At 56.8% G+C, this 17,500-nt stretch carries 22 protein-coding genes, 1 tRNA gene and 1 pseudogene; 6 read left to right on the top strand and 18 right to left on the bottom strand.

The genetic code is table 11. From position 1 onward, the window contains the following. Positions 1 to 52: 52 nt before the first annotated feature. From mgtA to QYQ93_RS15250, 3 genes are all read left to right on the top strand, one after another. Complete coding sequence (gene mgtA / locus QYQ93_RS15240) at positions 53 to 2,767, top strand: magnesium-translocating P-type ATPase (protein WP_338474937.1); 2,715 nt, start codon at positions 53 to 55, stop codon at positions 2,765 to 2,767. A 64-nt stretch (positions 2,768 to 2,831) separates the two neighbouring features. Next, a complete protein-coding gene (locus tag QYQ93_RS15245) occupies positions 2,832 to 3,179 on the top strand; it encodes a DUF2493 domain-containing protein (RefSeq protein WP_043047651.1) in 348 nt (115 codons plus the stop codon). An 18-nt stretch (positions 3,180 to 3,197) separates the two neighbouring features. Next, positions 3,198 to 4,019: a hypothetical protein gene (locus tag QYQ93_RS15250; protein WP_338474938.1), complete on the top strand. Its 822-nt coding sequence runs from the start codon at positions 3,198 to 3,200 to the stop codon at positions 4,017 to 4,019. Here QYQ93_RS15250 and QYQ93_RS15255 read toward each other — a convergent pair. Then, entirely contained in the window at positions 4,016 to 4,711 is a 696-nt protein-coding gene (locus QYQ93_RS15255; RefSeq protein ID WP_043047777.1) for a tellurite resistance TerB family protein, read from the bottom strand. The two genes, QYQ93_RS15250 and QYQ93_RS15255, sit on opposite strands and share 4 nt — an antisense overlap. 125 nt (positions 4,712 to 4,836) lie before the next feature. On the opposite strand from QYQ93_RS15255, the gene QYQ93_RS15260 reads away from it, so the two are divergent. Then, positions 4,837 to 5,364, top strand: coding sequence for a DinB family protein (locus QYQ93_RS15260; protein ID WP_338474939.1), 528 nt, complete (start codon positions 4,837 to 4,839; stop codon positions 5,362 to 5,364). Here the strand turns inward: QYQ93_RS15260 and QYQ93_RS15265 are convergent. Both QYQ93_RS15265 and QYQ93_RS15270 read right to left on the bottom strand, forming a co-directional pair. Further along, positions 5,336 to 5,551, bottom strand: coding sequence for a DUF2188 domain-containing protein (locus QYQ93_RS15265; protein ID WP_080889037.1), 216 nt, complete (start codon positions 5,549 to 5,551; stop codon positions 5,336 to 5,338). The two genes, QYQ93_RS15260 and QYQ93_RS15265, sit on opposite strands and share 29 nt — an antisense overlap. Before the next feature lie 105 nt (positions 5,552 to 5,656). Then, positions 5,657 to 6,133, bottom strand: a complete 477-nt coding sequence (locus tag QYQ93_RS15270) for a hypothetical protein (protein WP_043047654.1) — start codon at positions 6,131 to 6,133, stop codon at positions 5,657 to 5,659. Between the two features lie 224 nt (positions 6,134 to 6,357). Between QYQ93_RS15270 and QYQ93_RS15275 the strand changes: the two genes are divergently transcribed. Both QYQ93_RS15275 and QYQ93_RS15280 read left to right on the top strand, forming a co-directional pair. Then, a tRNA-Leu gene (locus QYQ93_RS15275) sits at positions 6,358 to 6,444 on the top strand. Positions 6,445 to 6,626: 182 nt separating this feature from the next. Further along, the gene (locus QYQ93_RS15280) at positions 6,627 to 6,803 is read left to right on the top strand and encodes a DUF3606 domain-containing protein (protein WP_080889031.1); all 177 of its coding nucleotides are present in this window, start codon (positions 6,627 to 6,629) and stop codon (positions 6,801 to 6,803) included. A 32-nt stretch (positions 6,804 to 6,835) separates the two neighbouring features. On the opposite strand, the gene QYQ93_RS15285 is transcribed toward QYQ93_RS15280, so the two are convergent. The 15 genes and pseudogenes from QYQ93_RS15285 to pstS all read right to left on the bottom strand — a co-directional run bounded on the left by QYQ93_RS15285 (position 6,836) and on the right by pstS (position 17,417). Beyond that, on the bottom strand, positions 6,836 to 7,747 hold the full coding sequence (locus tag QYQ93_RS15285; RefSeq protein WP_043047655.1) for an ADP-ribosylglycohydrolase family protein: 912 nt from the start codon (positions 7,745 to 7,747) through the stop codon (positions 6,836 to 6,838). A gap of 165 nt (positions 7,748 to 7,912) precedes the next feature. Next, entirely contained in the window at positions 7,913 to 8,221 is a 309-nt protein-coding gene (gene grxD / locus QYQ93_RS15290; protein WP_338474940.1) for a Grx4 family monothiol glutaredoxin, read from the bottom strand. A 399-nt stretch (positions 8,222 to 8,620) separates the two neighbouring features. Continuing rightward, the gene (locus QYQ93_RS15295) at positions 8,621 to 8,956 is read right to left on the bottom strand and encodes a hypothetical protein (RefSeq protein WP_338474941.1); all 336 of its coding nucleotides are present in this window, start codon (positions 8,954 to 8,956) and stop codon (positions 8,621 to 8,623) included. 7 nt (positions 8,957 to 8,963) lie between these two features. Continuing rightward, complete coding sequence (locus QYQ93_RS15300) at positions 8,964 to 9,383, bottom strand: hypothetical protein (protein ID WP_043047657.1); 420 nt, start codon at positions 9,381 to 9,383, stop codon at positions 8,964 to 8,966. Positions 9,384 to 9,402: 19 nt separating this feature from the next. Then, positions 9,403 to 9,789, bottom strand: coding sequence for a hypothetical protein (locus QYQ93_RS15305; RefSeq protein ID WP_080889032.1), 387 nt, complete (start codon positions 9,787 to 9,789; stop codon positions 9,403 to 9,405). Positions 9,790 to 9,791: 2 nt separating this feature from the next. Continuing rightward, complete coding sequence (locus QYQ93_RS15310; protein WP_043047658.1) at positions 9,792 to 10,118, bottom strand: hypothetical protein; 327 nt, start codon at positions 10,116 to 10,118, stop codon at positions 9,792 to 9,794. A 113-nt stretch (positions 10,119 to 10,231) separates the two neighbouring features. Further along, entirely contained in the window at positions 10,232 to 10,990 is a 759-nt protein-coding gene (locus tag QYQ93_RS15315) for a hypothetical protein (protein WP_043047659.1), read from the bottom strand. 439 nt (positions 10,991 to 11,429) lie between these two features. Next, the gene (locus tag QYQ93_RS15325; protein WP_043047661.1) at positions 11,430 to 11,684 is read right to left on the bottom strand and encodes a hypothetical protein; all 255 of its coding nucleotides are present in this window, start codon (positions 11,682 to 11,684) and stop codon (positions 11,430 to 11,432) included. A 141-nt stretch (positions 11,685 to 11,825) separates the two neighbouring features. Then, positions 11,826 to 11,933 (bottom strand): annotated as a pseudogene (locus QYQ93_RS28605) (POTRA domain-containing protein); the annotation flags it as partial. 302 nt (positions 11,934 to 12,235) lie between these two features. Then, the gene (locus QYQ93_RS15335) at positions 12,236 to 12,862 is read right to left on the bottom strand and encodes a hypothetical protein (protein ID WP_043047663.1); all 627 of its coding nucleotides are present in this window, start codon (positions 12,860 to 12,862) and stop codon (positions 12,236 to 12,238) included. Next, on the bottom strand, positions 12,862 to 13,560 hold the full coding sequence (locus QYQ93_RS15340) for a hypothetical protein (RefSeq protein WP_124412359.1): 699 nt from the start codon (positions 13,558 to 13,560) through the stop codon (positions 12,862 to 12,864). The genes QYQ93_RS15335 and QYQ93_RS15340 overlap by 1 nt, the downstream gene beginning before the upstream one ends. Positions 13,561 to 13,615: 55 nt before the next feature. Beyond that, the gene (gene pstB / locus QYQ93_RS15345) at positions 13,616 to 14,377 is read right to left on the bottom strand and encodes a phosphate ABC transporter ATP-binding protein PstB (RefSeq protein WP_043047778.1); all 762 of its coding nucleotides are present in this window, start codon (positions 14,375 to 14,377) and stop codon (positions 13,616 to 13,618) included. A 75-nt stretch (positions 14,378 to 14,452) separates the two neighbouring features. Further along, positions 14,453 to 15,346, bottom strand: a complete 894-nt coding sequence (gene pstA / locus QYQ93_RS15350; protein WP_043047665.1) for a phosphate ABC transporter permease PstA — start codon at positions 15,344 to 15,346, stop codon at positions 14,453 to 14,455. Beyond that, the gene (gene pstC, locus QYQ93_RS15355; RefSeq protein ID WP_338474942.1) at positions 15,343 to 16,311 is read right to left on the bottom strand and encodes a phosphate ABC transporter permease subunit PstC; all 969 of its coding nucleotides are present in this window, start codon (positions 16,309 to 16,311) and stop codon (positions 15,343 to 15,345) included. Before pstC ends, pstA begins: the two co-directional genes overlap by 4 nt. Before the next feature lie 74 nt (positions 16,312 to 16,385). Beyond that, positions 16,386 to 17,417, bottom strand: coding sequence for a phosphate ABC transporter substrate-binding protein PstS (gene pstS, locus QYQ93_RS15360; protein ID WP_043047667.1), 1,032 nt, complete (start codon positions 17,415 to 17,417; stop codon positions 16,386 to 16,388). Positions 17,418 to 17,500 lie beyond the last annotated feature (83 nt).

The raw sequence follows: 17,500 nt of genomic DNA on the forward strand, positions 1-17,500 counted from the left end.
CAGGTAAGTACCGGGTATGTTTTGTCGAGAATTGGCGACAGGAGTACAGACAATGAGCGCCGTAAAAAACACGCCTCTGCACAAGAAAAATGGCACCGCTGCCGACACCAAGCTGTCGATGCGCGCCGCCCGTGAAGCCCAGAACGGCCTGGCGGCTACCCTCGCCAACGTACGTGCCACCCAGGACGGCCTGACCGAACTGGACGCCTCGGCGCGTCTGCAACGCGAAGGTTATAACGAAGTCGCCCACGACAAGCCACCACACGCCATCGTCCAGTTCCTGCAGGCGCTGAACAACCCTTTCATCTACGTACTGCTGACCCTGGGCGGCATCAGCTTTGTCACCGACTGCTGGCTGCCAATGCAGGCAGGTGAAGAGGCCGACCCGACCAAGGTCATCATTATCATGACCATGGTGCTGCTCAGCAGCCTGCTGCGCTTCTGGCAGGAGCACCGTTCGGCCAAATCCGCCGAGGCGCTCAAGGCCATGGTGCGCACCACCGCCACGGTGCTGCGTCGTGAACAAGTCGGCGCCCAACCCACCCTGCGCGAAGTACCGATGCGCGAGTTGGTGGCCGGCGATATCGTGCAGCTGTCGGCCGGTGACATGATCCCCGCCGACATCCGCCTGATCCAGTCCCGCGACCTGTTTATCAGCCAGGCCGTACTGACCGGTGAAGCCTTGCCGGTGGAGAAGTACGACACCCTCGGCGATGTCACGCAAAAATCCGCCTCCAGCCTGGCGGCCGATCAGGGCAATCTGCTGGACCTGCCGAACATCTGCTTCATGGGTACGAACGTGGTCAGCGGCCGCGCCAAGGCTGTAGTGGTCGCCACCGGGCCGCGCACGTATTTTGGCTCCCTGGCCAAGGCGATTGTCGGTTCGCGGGTGCAAACCGCCTTCGACCGTGGAGTGAACAGCGTCAGTTGGTTGCTGATCCGCTTCATGCTGGTGATGGTGCCCATCGTGTTCTTCCTCAACGGTTTCTCCAAAGGTGACTGGGGCGATGCCTTCCTGTTTGCCCTGGCGGTCGCCGTCGGCCTCACTCCGGAAATGCTGCCGATGATCGTCAGCGCCAACCTGGCCAAGGGCGCCACGGCCATGGCCAAGCGCAAGGTGGTGGTCAAGCGCCTCAATGCGATCCAGAACTTCGGCTCGATGGACGTGCTGTGCACCGACAAGACCGGCACCCTGACCCAGGACAAGATCATCCTCGAGCATCACGTCAACGCCTTCGGTCAGCGCGACGATGCGGTGTTGTCCCTGGCCTGGCTCAACTGCTTTCACCAGAGCGGCATGAAGAACCTGATGGACCAGGCCGTGGTGCAGTTTGCGCAACAGAACCCCGAGTTCCAGGTGCCATTTGCCTACAGCAAGGTCGATGAATTGCCGTTCGACTTTGTACGCCGTCGCCTGTCCATCGTGGTCAAGGACGCTGCCGGTGATCATCTATTGGTGTGCAAGGGCGCCGTGGAGGAGATGCTGAGTATTTCCACCCACACCCTGGAAGGCGGCACCGCCGTCCCCCTGGATGATCGCCGCCGTCAGGAGCTGCTGGCACTGGCTAATGACTATAACGAAGACGGTTTTCGCGTGCTGTTGGTGGCGACTCGCAATATCCCCAAGGCGTTGGCACGCCAGCAGTACACCACCACCGATGAACGCAACCTGGTGATCCAGGGCTTCCTGACCTTCCTGGACCCACCGAAGGAAACCGCAGGCCCGGCGATTGCTGCGCTGCAACAAATTGGCGTGGCGATCAAGGTGTTGACCGGCGACAACGCCGTAGTCACCAGCAAGATCTGCCGCCAGGTCGGCCTGGAGCCAGGCCAGCCGCTGCTGGGCGTGGAAATCGAAGCGATGGACGACGCTACCCTGCTGCGCCGCGTGGAAGAACGCACGGTGTTCGCCAAGCTGACGCCGCTGCAAAAGTCGCGGGTACTCAAGGCACTGCAAGCCAACGGCCATACCGTCGGTTTCCTCGGCGACGGTATCAACGATGCGCCGGCGCTGCGCGATGCCGACGTGGGTATCTCGGTGGACAGCGGTACGGATATCGCCAAGGAATCAGCCGACATCATCCTGCTCGAAAAGAGCCTGATGGTGCTGGAAGAAGGCGTACTCAAGGGCCGCGAAACCTTCGGCAATATCATGAAGTACCTGAACATGACTGCCAGCTCCAACTTCGGCAATGTGTTCTCGGTGCTGGTCGCCAGTGCGTTCATTCCGTTCATGCCGATGCTGGCGATCCACCTGCTGCTGCAAAACCTGATGTACGACATCTCCCAGTTGGCCCTGCCGTGGGACAAGATGGACAAGGAATACCTGGCCAAGCCGCGCAAGTGGGATGCGAAAAACATCGGCCGCTTCATGATCTGGATCGGACCGACCTCGTCGATCTTCGACATCACCACCTTCGCGCTGATGTGGTACGTGTTCTCGGCCAACAGCGTGGAAACGCAGACCCTGTTCCAGTCCGGCTGGTTTATCGAGGGGCTGCTCTCGCAAACCCTGGTGGTGCACATGCTGCGCACCCGCAAGATCCCGTTCTTCCAGAGCACGGCTGCCTGGCCGGTGTTGATGATGACCTGCATCGTCATCGCCCTGGGTATCTATGTGCCGTTCTCGCCACTGGGCACCCTGGTTGGCCTGCAACCGCTGCCGATGGCGTACTTCCCATGGCTGGTGGGCACCCTGCTGGCGTACTGCTGCGTGGCCCAACTGATGAAGACGATCTACATCCGCCGCTTCAAGCAGTGGTACTGATCATCCCGCCGTTCAAACGGTGGCGGTCGCCCGGCCGTCACCGTGAAATACAAGGATGCTCCCTATGCGCGTCTTGATCTGTGCAGGTCGTCATTACGCCGACACCAAAAAGTCCCGCCATGTGCTGGACGCTTACCACCGCCTGCGCCCGGTGCAGGTATTGATTCACGGCGGCAACCAATTCCTCGGCAGCGAAATCGAGGAATGGGCGCGGGACATCGGCATCGACGTGGTGCGTTACCCACCCAATTGGCAGCGCCACGGCAAACAGGCGGAACGCCAGCGCAACCACTTCATGCTGGCCGACAGCCGCCCCGACGTGATCATCGCCCTGCCCGGTGGCGACGACACCTCGGAGCTGGTGTGCCAGGCCAAAGCCCGCGGCATTTCGGTGCTGACTGTAGAAAGCTGAATTCAAACGAGGTGCATCATGCACAAACAAAACACCCCAAAGCGGCAGGACGGCTTTGCCAAATACCGTGCGCGCCACTATCGCGGTGCCCGCCACACCTTGCTGTTGTTGCCACCAGCCAAGCGCCGTGCATTGCAGCGCAACCTGATCTTTATCGGCGTGAGTTTGAGCACTGTCTTGCTCATCGCGCTGTTTTCCAAGGCCCATGCCGCAGGCGGTGCTTACGTGGTGGATGACGGCGCCGTCAACGCCCCGGGCGAATGCAATGTCGACACGTGGTACAGCGCCAATCGACACGCGGCCAGCACCCATAACGCCACCCTGTCGCCCGCCTGTACGTTCAGCGCCATGCCCACCGTGCAATGGGGCGCCGCGGTGTCACGCGCCACCACCGCAGGCAAAGGCGAGACGCAGATCAGCCCGCAGGTAAAGGCCCAGGTGTTGTCACGGGAAAACGTGGGGCTTGAGCTGGCGATTACCGCCGGAGCCCATGTGGCCCTGGATCGCCAGCACGGGTTTGACGGGGCCGATTTGAATATCCCATTGACCTGGCAGCCTCTGGCGCCATTGCGCCTGAACCTGAACGCTGGCTGGAGCCACGCCTATAACGACGGTGATCAACAGCACCGCCTGAGCTGGGGCACGGGGTTCGAATATCAGTTGGCGGAGGGACTGACCCTGATCGGCGAACGCTACGGCCAGGAAGGCGGTGAGCAAGCGTGGCAGGCTGGGCCGCGATTCCACATCGGCAAGCGGGTCGATGTGGACGTGGTGGTCGGGCGCAGCCTGATTGGGGAACGCGCCCAGTGGCTGACCACTGGGACAACGCTGAGGTTCTAGGCTTTGGCCTGCTGTTCCAGGTGCAGCTGCAACTGCGGATCGATTTTCAGCTGCCCGGCCAGATCGTCGAGGTAATTGCGCTCAGCGTCCTGCTGGTCATTGACCAGCATCACGCTGGCCAGGTAAATCTCCGCGGAGAGGGCCGGGTCATGGGCATACTCGGCAAAATCCGAGGCATCCAAGGGCTTGGCCACTTCAGCGTCGAGCCACTGCTGCAACTGGGGGTCGTCGGTATGACGGCCGATCTCGGCAGAGATCATCTGCTGCTCTTGCGCATCGATAGCCCCATCGGCCTTGGCCGCCGCGATCAACGCACGTAATACGCCATGGCTGTGGGCTTCGGCTTGCGCCCCTTCAAGCTGGTCAACGGTCTGGATGGCCTGCTGTGGGGCTGTGGCCTGCTGGCGTTGCCAGGCTTGATAGGCCTGGAAAGCCGCCATTCCCAGGGACGCCAGCGCCGCGTAATTCATCCCGCCGCTTTTGCGCGCCTGAGCGCCACCGCCAGCCGGCGCACCGCCCAACAAACCACCCAGGCCACCCAGCAAGCCACCCAAGCCACCGCCAGCTGCACCACCACCGGCACTGGTGCCCTTTAATAAACCACCGAGCAACCCGCCCAGGCCACCGCCCGAAGCGCCACCGCCTTGCTGCCCTGCACGCAACAGTTGTTCCAGTAGATCGCTGGTATTCATGGTGTCGCCCTCCCCGGGCGCAATAGTGACATTGATCAAACATAGTCCGCCTGCGATGGAACACCATGACCGCCGGGCGGGCAAGCTTTATGATGGTGCCACTACGCCGCCAAGGGAGAACATCGGTGAACCGCATCGAGCATATCGCGCTGATGGCCAACTACAACCAATGGATGAACCGCAAGGTCTATGACGCCGCCGGCACATTGACCAGCGCGGAATTGGCTCTGGACCGGCAGGCGTTCTTCGGCTCGATCCTCGGCACCTTGAATCACCTGGTGCTGGGCGACACGGTCTGGCTCAAGCGCTTTGCCGAGCACCCTGCTGATTTTTCGGCACTGGCGCCGTTGAGTGCCATCGCAGCCCCCGCCGATCTCAAACAACTGGCCTTTGTCGATCTAAGTGAACTCTCGGCCCATCGCGCCTGGCTGGACCAACTGATCATCGATTGGGCCCACAGCCTGCACGAGTCCCATTTGGACGAGCATCTGCGCTACCACAACATGCGCGGTGTGGCCGCCGAGAAACCCTTCTTCGGGCTGCTGGTGCATTTCTTCAACCACCAGACCCACCACCGGGGCCAGGTGACGACACTGCTGACCCAGGCGGGGGTGGATGTGGGCACTACCGACCTGCTGGCGCTGATTGATTGAGCGCGGCGTAGGCTTGCCCCTGCACCCGCCTCGCACGAGCCCTGTACCCCGGCAGCGCCGCAGCATACGCCAGCGCCTGCTCGCGAGAATTGAAGGACGCCAACCTGTCGTTGTGAGTACACACCCGCCACGGCCCGAAGTTGACCTGCACGATGTCATAGCCATTGAGTTGCAGTTTTTTCAACATTGAAGCGCTCATAGTCACCTCGCTTTCCTGAGATTTTCTGGCGTTACAGCTCCAACCTTACACCCGCATTCGGCGCCGTGACTGACCGCGTGTCGCACGGCCAGGTCACTTCACCTTGTTGCTCAACGTCTCAACGCTGCGTTTCAGATCATCCAGGCTGCGTTTAAGGCCGTCGATCTCGCCTTTCTGCCGATCAATCGTACTTTTCTGCTCATCCACCGTGCGCTTGAGACTCGACAGCTGACTGTCATTGCTGCTTGAGCTCGACCCGTCCTTGCGCTTGAACTCGTCAAATGCCCGATCCTGGTTATCCACTTTGGTTTTCAGGCTTTGCAGCTCGCTTTCGCTACGCTTTTGCGCCGCTTGCAACGCCTCGATATCGCCGACGGAAATACTCGACGACTTCAGCACATAGGTATTGCCCGCCTCTACCGAGGCGCCCGTCAATCTGTCTGTCGACGATGCACTGAACTCTCCCCAACGCACCGCACCCGCCGCCTGCGTCGGGCCGGCCATGGCCACACCCAACAGCCCCGCTACGCCAAAAGCCATCATCCAAGAATGCTTACGGACACTGAGCATCAATTGATTCCTTTGCAATTTGCCGGGATGGCATATCGCTATGACTGTCATTTATGAGGCTTGTTCCTGCGCCGCATAAATTGATCAGGACTTAACTCGGCAGACATGTAGATGACTGATCTGCCACGCTTTTTCATGCATACCTTTGTGCACGAATGCGCGTTTCGAGGTTGCGCCGAAGCGACAGGATCTATATATTCCCAACCCTGCTGCACCGCGCTACCGCCCGAATGGCGAAACTGGTAGACGCATGGGACTTAAAATCCCCCGCTCGTAAGGGCGTCCCGGTTCGATTCCGGGTTCGGGCACCATAGATATCAAGGGCTTGCCAGGGAAACCTGGGCAGGCCCTTATCTTTTCTGTTCCGCAATTACCCTCCACGGCGTCCTGCCGTATGGGTCCCCCCTGCTTAATGCAACCGAACTACCCACGCCTCCCAATGCTCTACCGAAAGACGCCTGAACATCTCCAGGCCAACCCGCAGGAGTGGACTATGTCTGACGATCTGAAAAACCGTGGCCCTCAAGACCGTGCTCGAGTGAACACTTCAGAAGCTTGGGAGTTGAACTATTGGACGAAGGAGTTTGGCGTGACTGAGCAACAGCTCAAGGATGCGGTAAAAGCCGTTGGCCCGATGGTTAAAGATGTGCGTAAGAAACTCGGCCAATAGCATCAAACTCGCCCTGCGCTTTGCGGGGCGCTTTAATGATCGTCGCCCATCTGCATTAAGGCATCGGCCGTACTCTGGATATGCTCACGCATCCACACCTTGCCCAGCCAATCCTCGGGAATACCTTGCACACCATAATAGGTACCGGCCACCTGCCCAACGATGGCTGCGGTAGTGTCCGCATCGTCTCCCAGGTTCGCGGCCATCAGCACGGCCTCGGCAAAGCTATCCGTCTGGTGGAAGCACCACAGCGCCGCTTCCAGCGAAGCGACCGCATAACCTGAGCCGACAATGTCAGCGCTGGCCTTTTCCCGGTAGTGCCCTTGGGCGATGGCTATCACTTTTGGCTCGGTCAAGCCGGAGCATTCCACTTGCAACACCTGTGCTCTGGCATCACCACGTAGCGCGCTGGTAAGCACCCTCGAAAGTACCAGACAACACTCAACCGCTTCTTGAGCGGCGTGTGTCGTACGAGAGCTATCGGCTGAAAAGGTCTGGATTCGACTGCTATCAGGGAAGTAGAAGAGCACGACAGGGGCGAGCCGCATGATTGAACCGATGCCCGCTGAGTAGCGATCCGTGGAGCCCGCATAAGGATCGCCGCTGCGTTGAAAGTCGGCCAGTGCCTGACGCACCGTCAGGCCGATATCAAAACAATCCCCGGTAGAGCTCAAGTACCCCGACGTCCACCATTTCAAGTACCGGGCCATCTGATCGGCAGCGTCAAAGCCACCTTTGTGCAGCAGGCTCTCAGCCAGACAGAGCGCCATGGAGGTGTCGTCAGTCCATTGACCAGGCTGGAGATTAAAAGGGCCTGCGCCGATCATGCCAGTAACAGCCTCAAATGAACCACGCGGCATAAACTCAACTGTGGTTCCTACGGCGTCACCGCAGGCCAGGCCCAGCAGACAGCCACGAAAACGATCCGACAGAGAGATAGGCATTTGTAATCAGCTCATAGATAAATCAGGTCGCAGCACTATTGCAGTTCCACACTGCTTGGTATGTAAGAAGTGACCGACTAATTTGTGTGACATGCCGCACTGCAATAGATATGAGGCTAGCGCCCACCACAAGACAGGCTGATAGCGCTGGCGATAATATTTTATTTAGGCGCCTAGCATTTGTTGTAACTCTCCGCTTACATACATATCCATTATGATTTCGCCCCCACCAACGAACTCTCCCTTAACATAAAGCTGCGGAATAGAAGGCCAACTAGAATACTCCTTTATCCCCTGTTGTAGCTCGGCATCTTCAAGAACGTTAACTGTTTTTATCACACCGACAGCGCAGTCATTTAATATTTTAATGGCTGTTGCGCTAAAACGACATTGAGGAAACTGTGCTGTACCCTTCATAAATAGAACGATATCGTGATTTTTTACGATATCATCGATTTTTTGTTGTGTGTTCATCACACCACCTGTTATAGAAGTATCAGAGAAAAGCATGTTGCGCGCATGCGTGTGTAGATTTATAACAAAGGTTTTATTTGATAGCTACTGTCAAACATGGCAGTTTCTTGGTGTATTTTGTTATATGTCACGCATTATTCAGAAGCTTTAAATATAAATAAGCATGGCAGGAGGAGGTTAAAACTGAAACCCTACGTGAAATTGCCGCGAGCGCCGCAGCTGAAAGTACGTACCCTTATGGTTGATCGAAAGCATGCGATCCATAAACCCCACCTACCGGATGGCCGGGGTATATTGATGGAAAGTGCCACCTTGTACTTTTCTCTGGGCAGTAAAAAGGCCCGCCGAAGCGGGCCTTGAATAAATTGCTGAGCATCTAAAGGCAGCTTTGCAGCGCCGTCAGCCTTTGTTGGCAATCCAGTTACCGACCACCGCGTAATACTTCGCCACTGAACCAGTTCCCTGGGGCTGGATATCGACGAAATATTGGGAGCCTTCTGTGAAGACTGTGTATTCAGCCAACGCTGCGGCGGCTTTCTTCGACGTCAGCCCTTTGTACGGTCCCTCTTCGCGAGCCTCGTTCATCGTGGGCGCCATACACACCGCCAGCATCGCCATCGCTACCACTGCTATAATTATTCGGATATCATCCCTACGGAAAATTCCAATATTTTTGCTAAAGCAAAAATAACCAACGACATTAATAGGCAAGCAGCCCCATACAAATGGAGCCATAGCCCCTTCACTTAAATGCTGTTGGCGTGATATCAAGATTATTGTAATAGGTTATGCGACGCCTAACTGTATCTCCAGCTTTCAGATTTACCTCACGCTCCACCAATGTACTACCGATAGTGACCGCGATGATGTGCGTCCCGGCCTTTAAGCCAAACCGCACCACTTCGCCTGCCTTTACTTTTGCAGCTAACTTGCCATCAATCAAAACATCAATACGGATACCGCCGTCACCCTCAGTGAAGCCTTTGTCTCGGGTAACCACCAATGACGCTTCATCCTCGCCACTATATGCATATTGTCGATCCGAAGATATTGGTTTTGCCTCCTGTGCGGTGACCGGCTTCATTGAACACCCAACCAAAATATCTGCTAACACAACAACACATATCAGCGTGGATAGCGCTTTTAGCTTAACATTCAGCATCCATCACCCCAAAGCATGTTTACAGTGATGTTGGTGAGAGTTCGAACCCCTGCATAGATACAGAAATCCTACGTCTTATTGTCTGCCCAGGCGCCAATTCAATCTCTGATTCGACTAGCGCAGAGCCATCACTTACAGCAAGAATATGTGTTCCTTGAGTCAAACCAAATCTACCAACTTCACCTTGACCGAAAGCTGCTGCCAGCGTTCCGTCTATATAAAATTTTAATTTCAATCCTCCTTGATTCATACCGCTATCACGAGTAACGACTAGTTCAGAATCACCTTTCTGTGTGAAAGCGTAAATTCGGTTTGAGGGTATAGGGTCAGCCTTGTCGGCTGATATTGGGGTGTTTTCGCACCCCGCCAGCACCACCGCTGCCACCGCCGCTATCAAAATCCGCATGATCACCCCTGAATATTTGACCCGCTAAAATTGAAAAACTTGAATGAGATTTTACCGCCACTCAGATCTCTGATTTCATACCGGATTCTGTCGAGGCCATCATATACACGGGATGCCTCAAGATGCATGAACTGGGTCAGCCCGCCACCAAACCCGTTTAAATCAAGAGCACTGACATCATGAAAAGACAGGGTTACTGCACCCAAACCTGACTCGTCGACAGACAGCGTCAAAGAAAAATCGTATTTGAAGTCGTCAAATGCTATGCCAATTGACATGACACAGTCATGCTCGCGCAGCAGAGCGTTTAAGCGATCAAGCCTATCCATGTGTCAACCTGTCTGAGATAAGTTTTGGTGCCACATGCATGTCGTTCCATCATTGATTTGATGGGACTGTAGCACTGCGGAGCGCAAATATAAAAAATCTCCTTTCAAGCGTGCTATTTAGCAATGACACCAAGTTCCTTTTTGACTACCTTCCATTCGTCCTTAAGAATTTCTTGTTGTTTATGGATGAGCGCTTGAGACACCTTATAGACTTCTGCCTGAATCACATCACCAGGATCATTACTCTTATCCCGACTAAACATCCCCACAGCTGTTTCAAGCCTCTCCATTAAAGCGCTAAGCTCTTTATGTTTTTCCTCCCCCCTATTCAGCCGCAACATAATCCTAACTTGCAGCTCATGTGCATCCTTTCGCATATTGGCAATAGGCGCATTCAATGTCTCAATATTAATTGACAAGAATGCTCTTGTAGAAGGATCAGCAATAATTGCCTCCCAACGGTAGGCAATATCTCGCCATAAAGCTACATAAGCAGCGGTGTCCGTGCGTAAATCGTTTATCCAAACCTGCCGCATCTGCGCCACTTTGGCGCTGGCTTTGCGCTGTGAGGTCGCGTCCGCCATTGAAAGCTTATCTTGTGCAATTCTGGCGATTTCTAAAGACTCGTCATCTGCAACCTTTTTTTCATGTTTTCTCTGTCGGTTTGCGCTAATTAACTGAACCATAGCTGTTGCAAATGAGCCGAATGCCGCAGCAATGATAGCTGCGAAAGCAGCTATCAGCACTCCCCAAACCTTGTTAAAACTATCGGCATCGCTTAGTGAGTTTATGAGAAACTGCGCCGCACTAACTGCGTCGACTTTCGCAACGCTAGGAGAGGCAGCCACAACACTTAGTACTGCATCAACCATTTTATAACTATCCCTAGTTTTGAAATTCGGCTCTTAGAGCTGATGCCAGAAAGGCATTTAGCGTTCACAACAATTCGCTGTTATTTTGTAGCACCTCTGCTTAGATGTCAATTTGACATTAAAGACCTGGCCAGGCATCCAGTGAGGATGGAATGCCGGTAACTCGCCTGACGATTGCCGTAGTAGCGTTGCGTCTTCAATTACCAAGGAATAGCCATGTCAGTCAGAAGTCTCGTGAAAAATCTACCAGCAGATCCAGATATGCCTGGATGGGTGCTGGGATGGGCAGTGGGTCGTAATGATCCATGGAGCTTTTTTGACATCTACGCCGACAAGAATGTCGCAGAGATCGAGGCTGAGCGCCTAGGTGATGGCCACACTGTAAAGTATGGGTCGCACAGGCTAGGAACCGATGAGTTTATGGGTGGCGGCGAAGAGCCTAGATAGCGACCTCCTGCTCCAAGCCAAAATCAATTCTGCCCGGCCCTGATACAAGCGCCGCTTCAAGCCCTGACTTGCCACAGTAACTGCGACTGTAGCCACCTTTGCTCTGGCACTTGCCGGAGAATTTCACGCGATCCATCTCGACACCGCCATCAAGAATGGCGACTTCGGCTTCAGCACCGCAGATACCGCCGCCGGTGATGGTGAACAGGTCGTGAATGGTCAGCATGTAGCGCTGTATAATTTGCATGTGGCCCTCCGAACTAAATCATCGGTGTGGATAAAGGACTGTCTACCGCGCAGACATAAGGAACCTCGTTAATGGACCCTCGATTTGTAGTTCAAAGAAACTTGCCGCGCTGCACAAGATGAATACTGGCTCTTAGAGTGGGCTCTCTAAGCGATTCAACTGATCGACCATCTGCTCGATTTCGCGCAAATTGAGCAGTTCGCCCTGCTTGCCGGGGAAACTCATGGTCAATTGGAGGGCGGTGATGCCTGGGGCGTTCTGCGGCGTGGCGGCGTGCGCCCCTCCAACAATACCCAGGCAAAAAAAAGCGGACAGCAGGCTGAACCTGGTCCGACGCAGTAAACGCCACATTCTCTAGATCCCTCTATGTGGCCTTAAGCCACCAATGGAGGGCGATCATAGGATGTCATTTTGATGGCGTCAATTAAGCGTGCAAGTTTGTTTGATCTCTAACACTCGGAGAATCACGCTGAAAAGTAAGACTTTTTCGTCTACACACCCATCATCGGCCACGGGCATTCAAGCGTTTATTGCATGACACCCGATTGACCTCAGGAAGAAAAAATTTCAGCGCCTTGACTTGTCGGCTGGTGATATCGAGGCATTTGCTGCCTGACCAATTGCGCCTGAACCCCCGCCACCGCATCGAGCACTCTCTGCGCCCACTGCTCATCCTGTGGGTCAACCACGACCACCCGAAAGCCATGATCATGACCTTCAATGCGCACGCCTTCGGAGTCATCCACGTGCAAATCAATATCGAAAGCCGGCGGGAATTTCGACGGTGTATTGGCCAGCCCGTGCGCACTGAGGGCGTCGTTATGCAGGGTGCTATTCACCACCCCGTCAACGCGGATGCCGTACAGCATCAACCAACGCCTGATATAGGAAGGCGCACGACCGGACGAGGTATAGACCCAGATACTGCAACCCTGGCGCCGCAGCTCCCGGGTCAGTGAACGGGTGCCGATACGCAGCGGCTCGCCCCACCAGCGATGGGCGCAGGCTGGTAGCCAGCTGCTCTCTACGGCGGAGTGATGGAGCTGGCAGGCCAGGGTGTCGTCGATATCAAACGAGATTCGTATGCGCGGGCGCGTGAACGCGCGCGTGGACAGGGCTTGTACGACTCGGCGGGCGGACGTTCGGCATTTGCCCGCGAGTGTTGGATACCAACGCATCAGTGGCCTCCCCCATAGATGGGCTGCGGTGTGTCGCTCAAGAAAAACGCCTTTGGGTCAGGTGCCTGTTCCTCCAGGAAAGCCGCGTATTTTTTCTTGATCTTGGGCAATTCATACAACGCCTTGACGCCATGCTTGGCCGAGTTGCGGATCACCGACGACGGGTTGAAGTAGCCCTCGGCATTTTCCAGTGTCAGCACGAACGGCGGCAAACCAGCGCGCATCAACAGGTAGCTGACGATCAGCGAGCCGCTGCGGTTGTTGCCTTCGATAAACAACTGCGGCTTGCTGAGGATGCGTACATAGACACCCGCCGCCCGCTTCCAGACGGACTCACTGCGATACGCACAATACCAATTGAACAAGTCCTTGATGCCGCCTTCAACGTTGTTGAAGAAGTGCTCCTCGGTCGCGGCCAGGTGCTGGGCGTATTCCACCCGACGTGCCGGGTCTCGACCGCACAGGACCGTGGCGTTGATCTCCAGCATCAGGTTGAGCTGATGAAGATCAAACAGGTCGACACCCCGGGCCACATAGTCGTCAATCAGCGCGTAACCCTCAAGTACATTGAGCAGCACTTCGTCGGTCAAGGGGTCACGCGGCTCGGTAAACTGCGTGCTGAGCTCGGCAAAGCGGCCCTGCACTTTACGCAGGGCGCGTTCAATCGCTGACAAATCAAGACGATGGGTTACAGGCATTGATATTCCCGGGAAGACGTTGGCACAGGTACCGCCTTTATCGAACATGGATGGCTCAGCTGAACTTACCGCTGATGTAATCCTCGGTCATTTTTTCCCGTGGGTTGCCGAACACCTGGGTGGTCGGGCCCATCTCCACCAGGTAGCCGGTGCGCGTGCCTTGGGAAATATCCACCGAGAAAAACGCCGTGGTGTCCGCTACGCGGATGGCCTGCTGCATGTTGTGGGTTACCAGGGCGATGGTGTAGTCCTTCTTCAACTCCACCATCAGCTCTTCGACTCGACGCGTAGCGATTGGGTCGAGTGCCGAGCAAGGCTCATCGAGCAACAGCACTTCCGGCTCGGTGGCGATCGCACGGGCAATACACAAGCGTTGCTGCTGGCCGCCGGACAGCGACAGGCCGCTGACCTTGAGCTTGTCCTTGACCTCGTCCCACAGCGCCGCGCCTTGCAAGGCGTGCTTGACGCGGTCGCCCAGGTCGCCCTTGTAGCGGTTCAGGCGCAGACCGAACGCAACGTTGTCGAAGATGCTCATGGAAAACGGGTTGGGCTGCTGGAACACCATGCCGATGTAGCGGCGTACCACCACCGGATCGACGCCCTTGCCATATACGTCCTGGCCGAGGAAATGTACATGACCCTCGAAGCGGAAGCCCTTTACCAGGTCGTTCATGCGGTTGAGGCTGCGCAGTACGGTACTTTTGCCGCAGCCCGAGGGGCCGATAAAACCGGTGATCTTGTTTTTCTCAATCGGCACATGGCTGTCACGCACCGCCATGAAGTTGCCGTAGAAGATCCTGTCCAGCTTGCAGTCCATGACCACAGGCGACTGGGTGACAAACGGAGCGGCTACTTGCGCAGTTGATACGTTCAAATTCAGATGCTCCCGTTCTTAATACTTGGGCTTGCCGAAGATACGGCTGACGATATTGACGACCAGCACGATCATTACCAACACCAACGAGGCCGCCCAGGCGAGCTCAAGCTGGTTGTCGAAGGGCATGCCGGAGAAGTTGTAGATCAGCACCGCGAGGGAGGCGGTCGGGTTCATCACCGACAGGTCGCCGTCGTGGAAGATCCAGTAGTTGCTGAACAGCGCGGTGAACAACAGCGGCGCGGTTTCGCCCGCAGCACGGGCCACGGCGAGCATCACGCCGGTGAGGATCGCCGGCAGGCCGGTGGGCAGGATGATTTTCCAGATCACTTGGGAACGGGTGCAGCCCATGCCGTAGGCGGCGTCCTTCATGACCTTGGGCACCATGCGCATCGACTCTTCAGCGGTCAGCACAACGATCGGCAACATCAGTACCGCCAATGCCACGCCGCCCGCGGGTGCCGAATAGGTGCCGGTGGTCATCACCACCAGCGCATAGGCAAACACCCCGGCCAGGATCGACGGCAGGCCCGTGAGCATCTTGGCGGCAAAGCGTGCGGTGTTCGCCAGCTTGCTGTCCGGCCCCAATTCAGCCAGGAAGATCGCGGCCAGGATGCCGACCGGCACCGCGATAGCGGCGGCGATACCGACCATTACAAAGGTGCCGGCCATCGCGTTGCCGAACCCGCCGCCGGTCTCGAAACCGGTGGGCGGCAGTTCGGTGAACACCTCCAGGCTCAAGCGTGCGCCGCCACGGGTGATCAGCATGTAGAGCACGGAAATCAGCGGCACACTGGCGAGCAACGCGCCAAGCCACACCAGCGTGGTCAACACCAGGCTGCGCAGTGCGCGCCCTTCGAACCTGCGCTGCAGGCTAGGCACCGCGGTTATAGGAGACGTGAGGTTCGTCATTGTTTAGTACCCCGCTGGGCGTAGAGCATGATCATGGAGCCGATAACGTTCACCAACAGTGTGATGAACATCAGCACGAGAGCGGCGTACATCAACACCTCGATCTCGTTGGGCCCGGCTTCGGGGAAGTTCAGTGCCAACAAGGCGGCCAGGGTATTGGCCGGCGCGAACAGCGACAGTGAAATGTTGTTGGCGTTGCCCACCAGCATCGCCAGCGCCATGGTTTCACCCAGTGCGCGGCCAAGGCCAAGTACCAGGGAACCGAAGATACCGGTGGCGGCGGATGGCACCATCACCTTGAGAATCGCTTCCCAGTGGGTGGTGCCCATGCCATAGGCGGCCTGCTTGGTTTTCATCGGCACGCTGGTCAGCGCGTCCTGGGACACGGCGGCAATCGTCGGCAGGATCATGATCGCCAATACCAGCGCCGCCGGCAGCAACCCGGGCCCGCTCAACGAAGTGCCGAAAAACGGTATCCAGCCCAGCTCGCTGTTCAACCAGGTGGTCAGGGGCCGGATCGCCGGGATCACCACATAGATGCCCCACAAGCCATACACCACGCTGGGGATGGCCGCGAGCAACTCGACAATGGTGCGAAACACGGCGGCCAGCCTCGCCGGCAGGAAATCCTGGGTCAGGAAAATCGCCATGCTGACGCCGAAAGCGCCGGCAATCAGCAGCGCGATGAAGGCGCTGTAGAGTGTGCCCCAAATAGCCGGCAAGATGCCGTACTTGCCTTGGTTAACGTCCCAGACACTACCAAGCAGCACGTCGAACCCGTGCTTTTCCATGCCTGGAAGGGCCTTGCGTCCCACCTCGAAGACCAGGGCGACGACCAACGCCAGAATCAGTACCACCCCGATTTTCGCAAGCGCACGGAAGGTGCGGTCTACCAGGAAATCCTTTGCCGAGGGCGGTTGGCAGGCAGAGTCCGGGTTAACCGGTACGACGAAAGGTTTGATCATTGGTCAATTCCGGAACAAAGGAGGAAACGCTCCTGGCATGGCTGGCAGCCACACCGGGAGCGGCCGCACGGGTATTACTGGATGTTGGCGGAGGCTTTGCGCACCTGATCGACCACCGATTGCGGCAGCGGGATATAGCCCATCGAATCGGCGATTTTCTGCCCTTCGGTCAGGCTGTATTCGACCATTTCGCGCATGGCCTTGGCCTTGGCCGGGTTACCGTTATCCTTGCGGAAGATCATCCAGGTGTAGGAAGTGATCGGGTAGGACTTGGCACCGTCCGGATCCGGCAACCAGGCCACCAGGCTTTCCGGCATCTTCACCGCGGCCAGGGCCTCGGCACCGCTTTCGGCGTTCGGTACTACGTACTGGCCGGCCTTGTTCTGCAACTGGGCAAAGTCAACCTTGGCCAGCTTGGCGAAGCCGTATTCGATATAGCCGATAGCGCCCGGCGTCTGGCGCACGGTGGCGGTCACGCCGTCGTTCTTGGGCGACTTGATGAACTTGTCGCTGGCCGGCCAGTTAACGGTGTTGCCCTCCCCCAGCGCTTGCTTGAACTCAGGGTTAATGGTCGACAGGTGTTTGGTGAAGACCGCCGTGGTGCCGCTGGAGTCGGCACGCACCACCACGGTGATCGGCGTATCGGTCAGCTTCAGGTCCGGGTTGGCGGCCACGATCTGTGGGTCGTTCCACTTGGTGATCTTGCCCAGGAAGATATTGGAGTAAACGTCGCGTGGCAGCTTGAGACCCTTGGGATTGCCCGGCAGATTATAGGCCAGCACGATTTCACCCGCGGTCATCGGCAGCAACTGCACGCCTTCGGCCACCTTGGCGATGTCTTCGTCTTTCATGGCCGAGTCACTGGCGGCGAAATCGACGGTTTTGTTCAGGAAGTCCTGCACACCGGCGCCGCTGCCCTTGGATTGATAATCCACGGTGACGCCCGCAGTCTTCTTGCTGAAATCCTTGAACCAGGTGAGGTAGATCGGTGCAGGGAAGCTGGCGCCGGAACCGGTCAGGCGCACGCTCTCGGCGGCAAAGGTCATGGAGGAGGCACAAAGGGAAACCGTAACGGCCAGTGCTGCAGACTTCATCAAGCTTTTCATTAAAAGGAACTCGTTGTGGTGACGGGCTCCCGAACTGTGCAGCAGGGTTGTTACATTTTTATGAAAATTGAGTGGCAAACCGA

The organism is Pseudomonas khavaziana, from assembly GCF_036704165.1.
GTDB classification, from domain to species: Bacteria; Pseudomonadota; Gammaproteobacteria; order Pseudomonadales; family Pseudomonadaceae; genus Aquipseudomonas; species Aquipseudomonas khavaziana.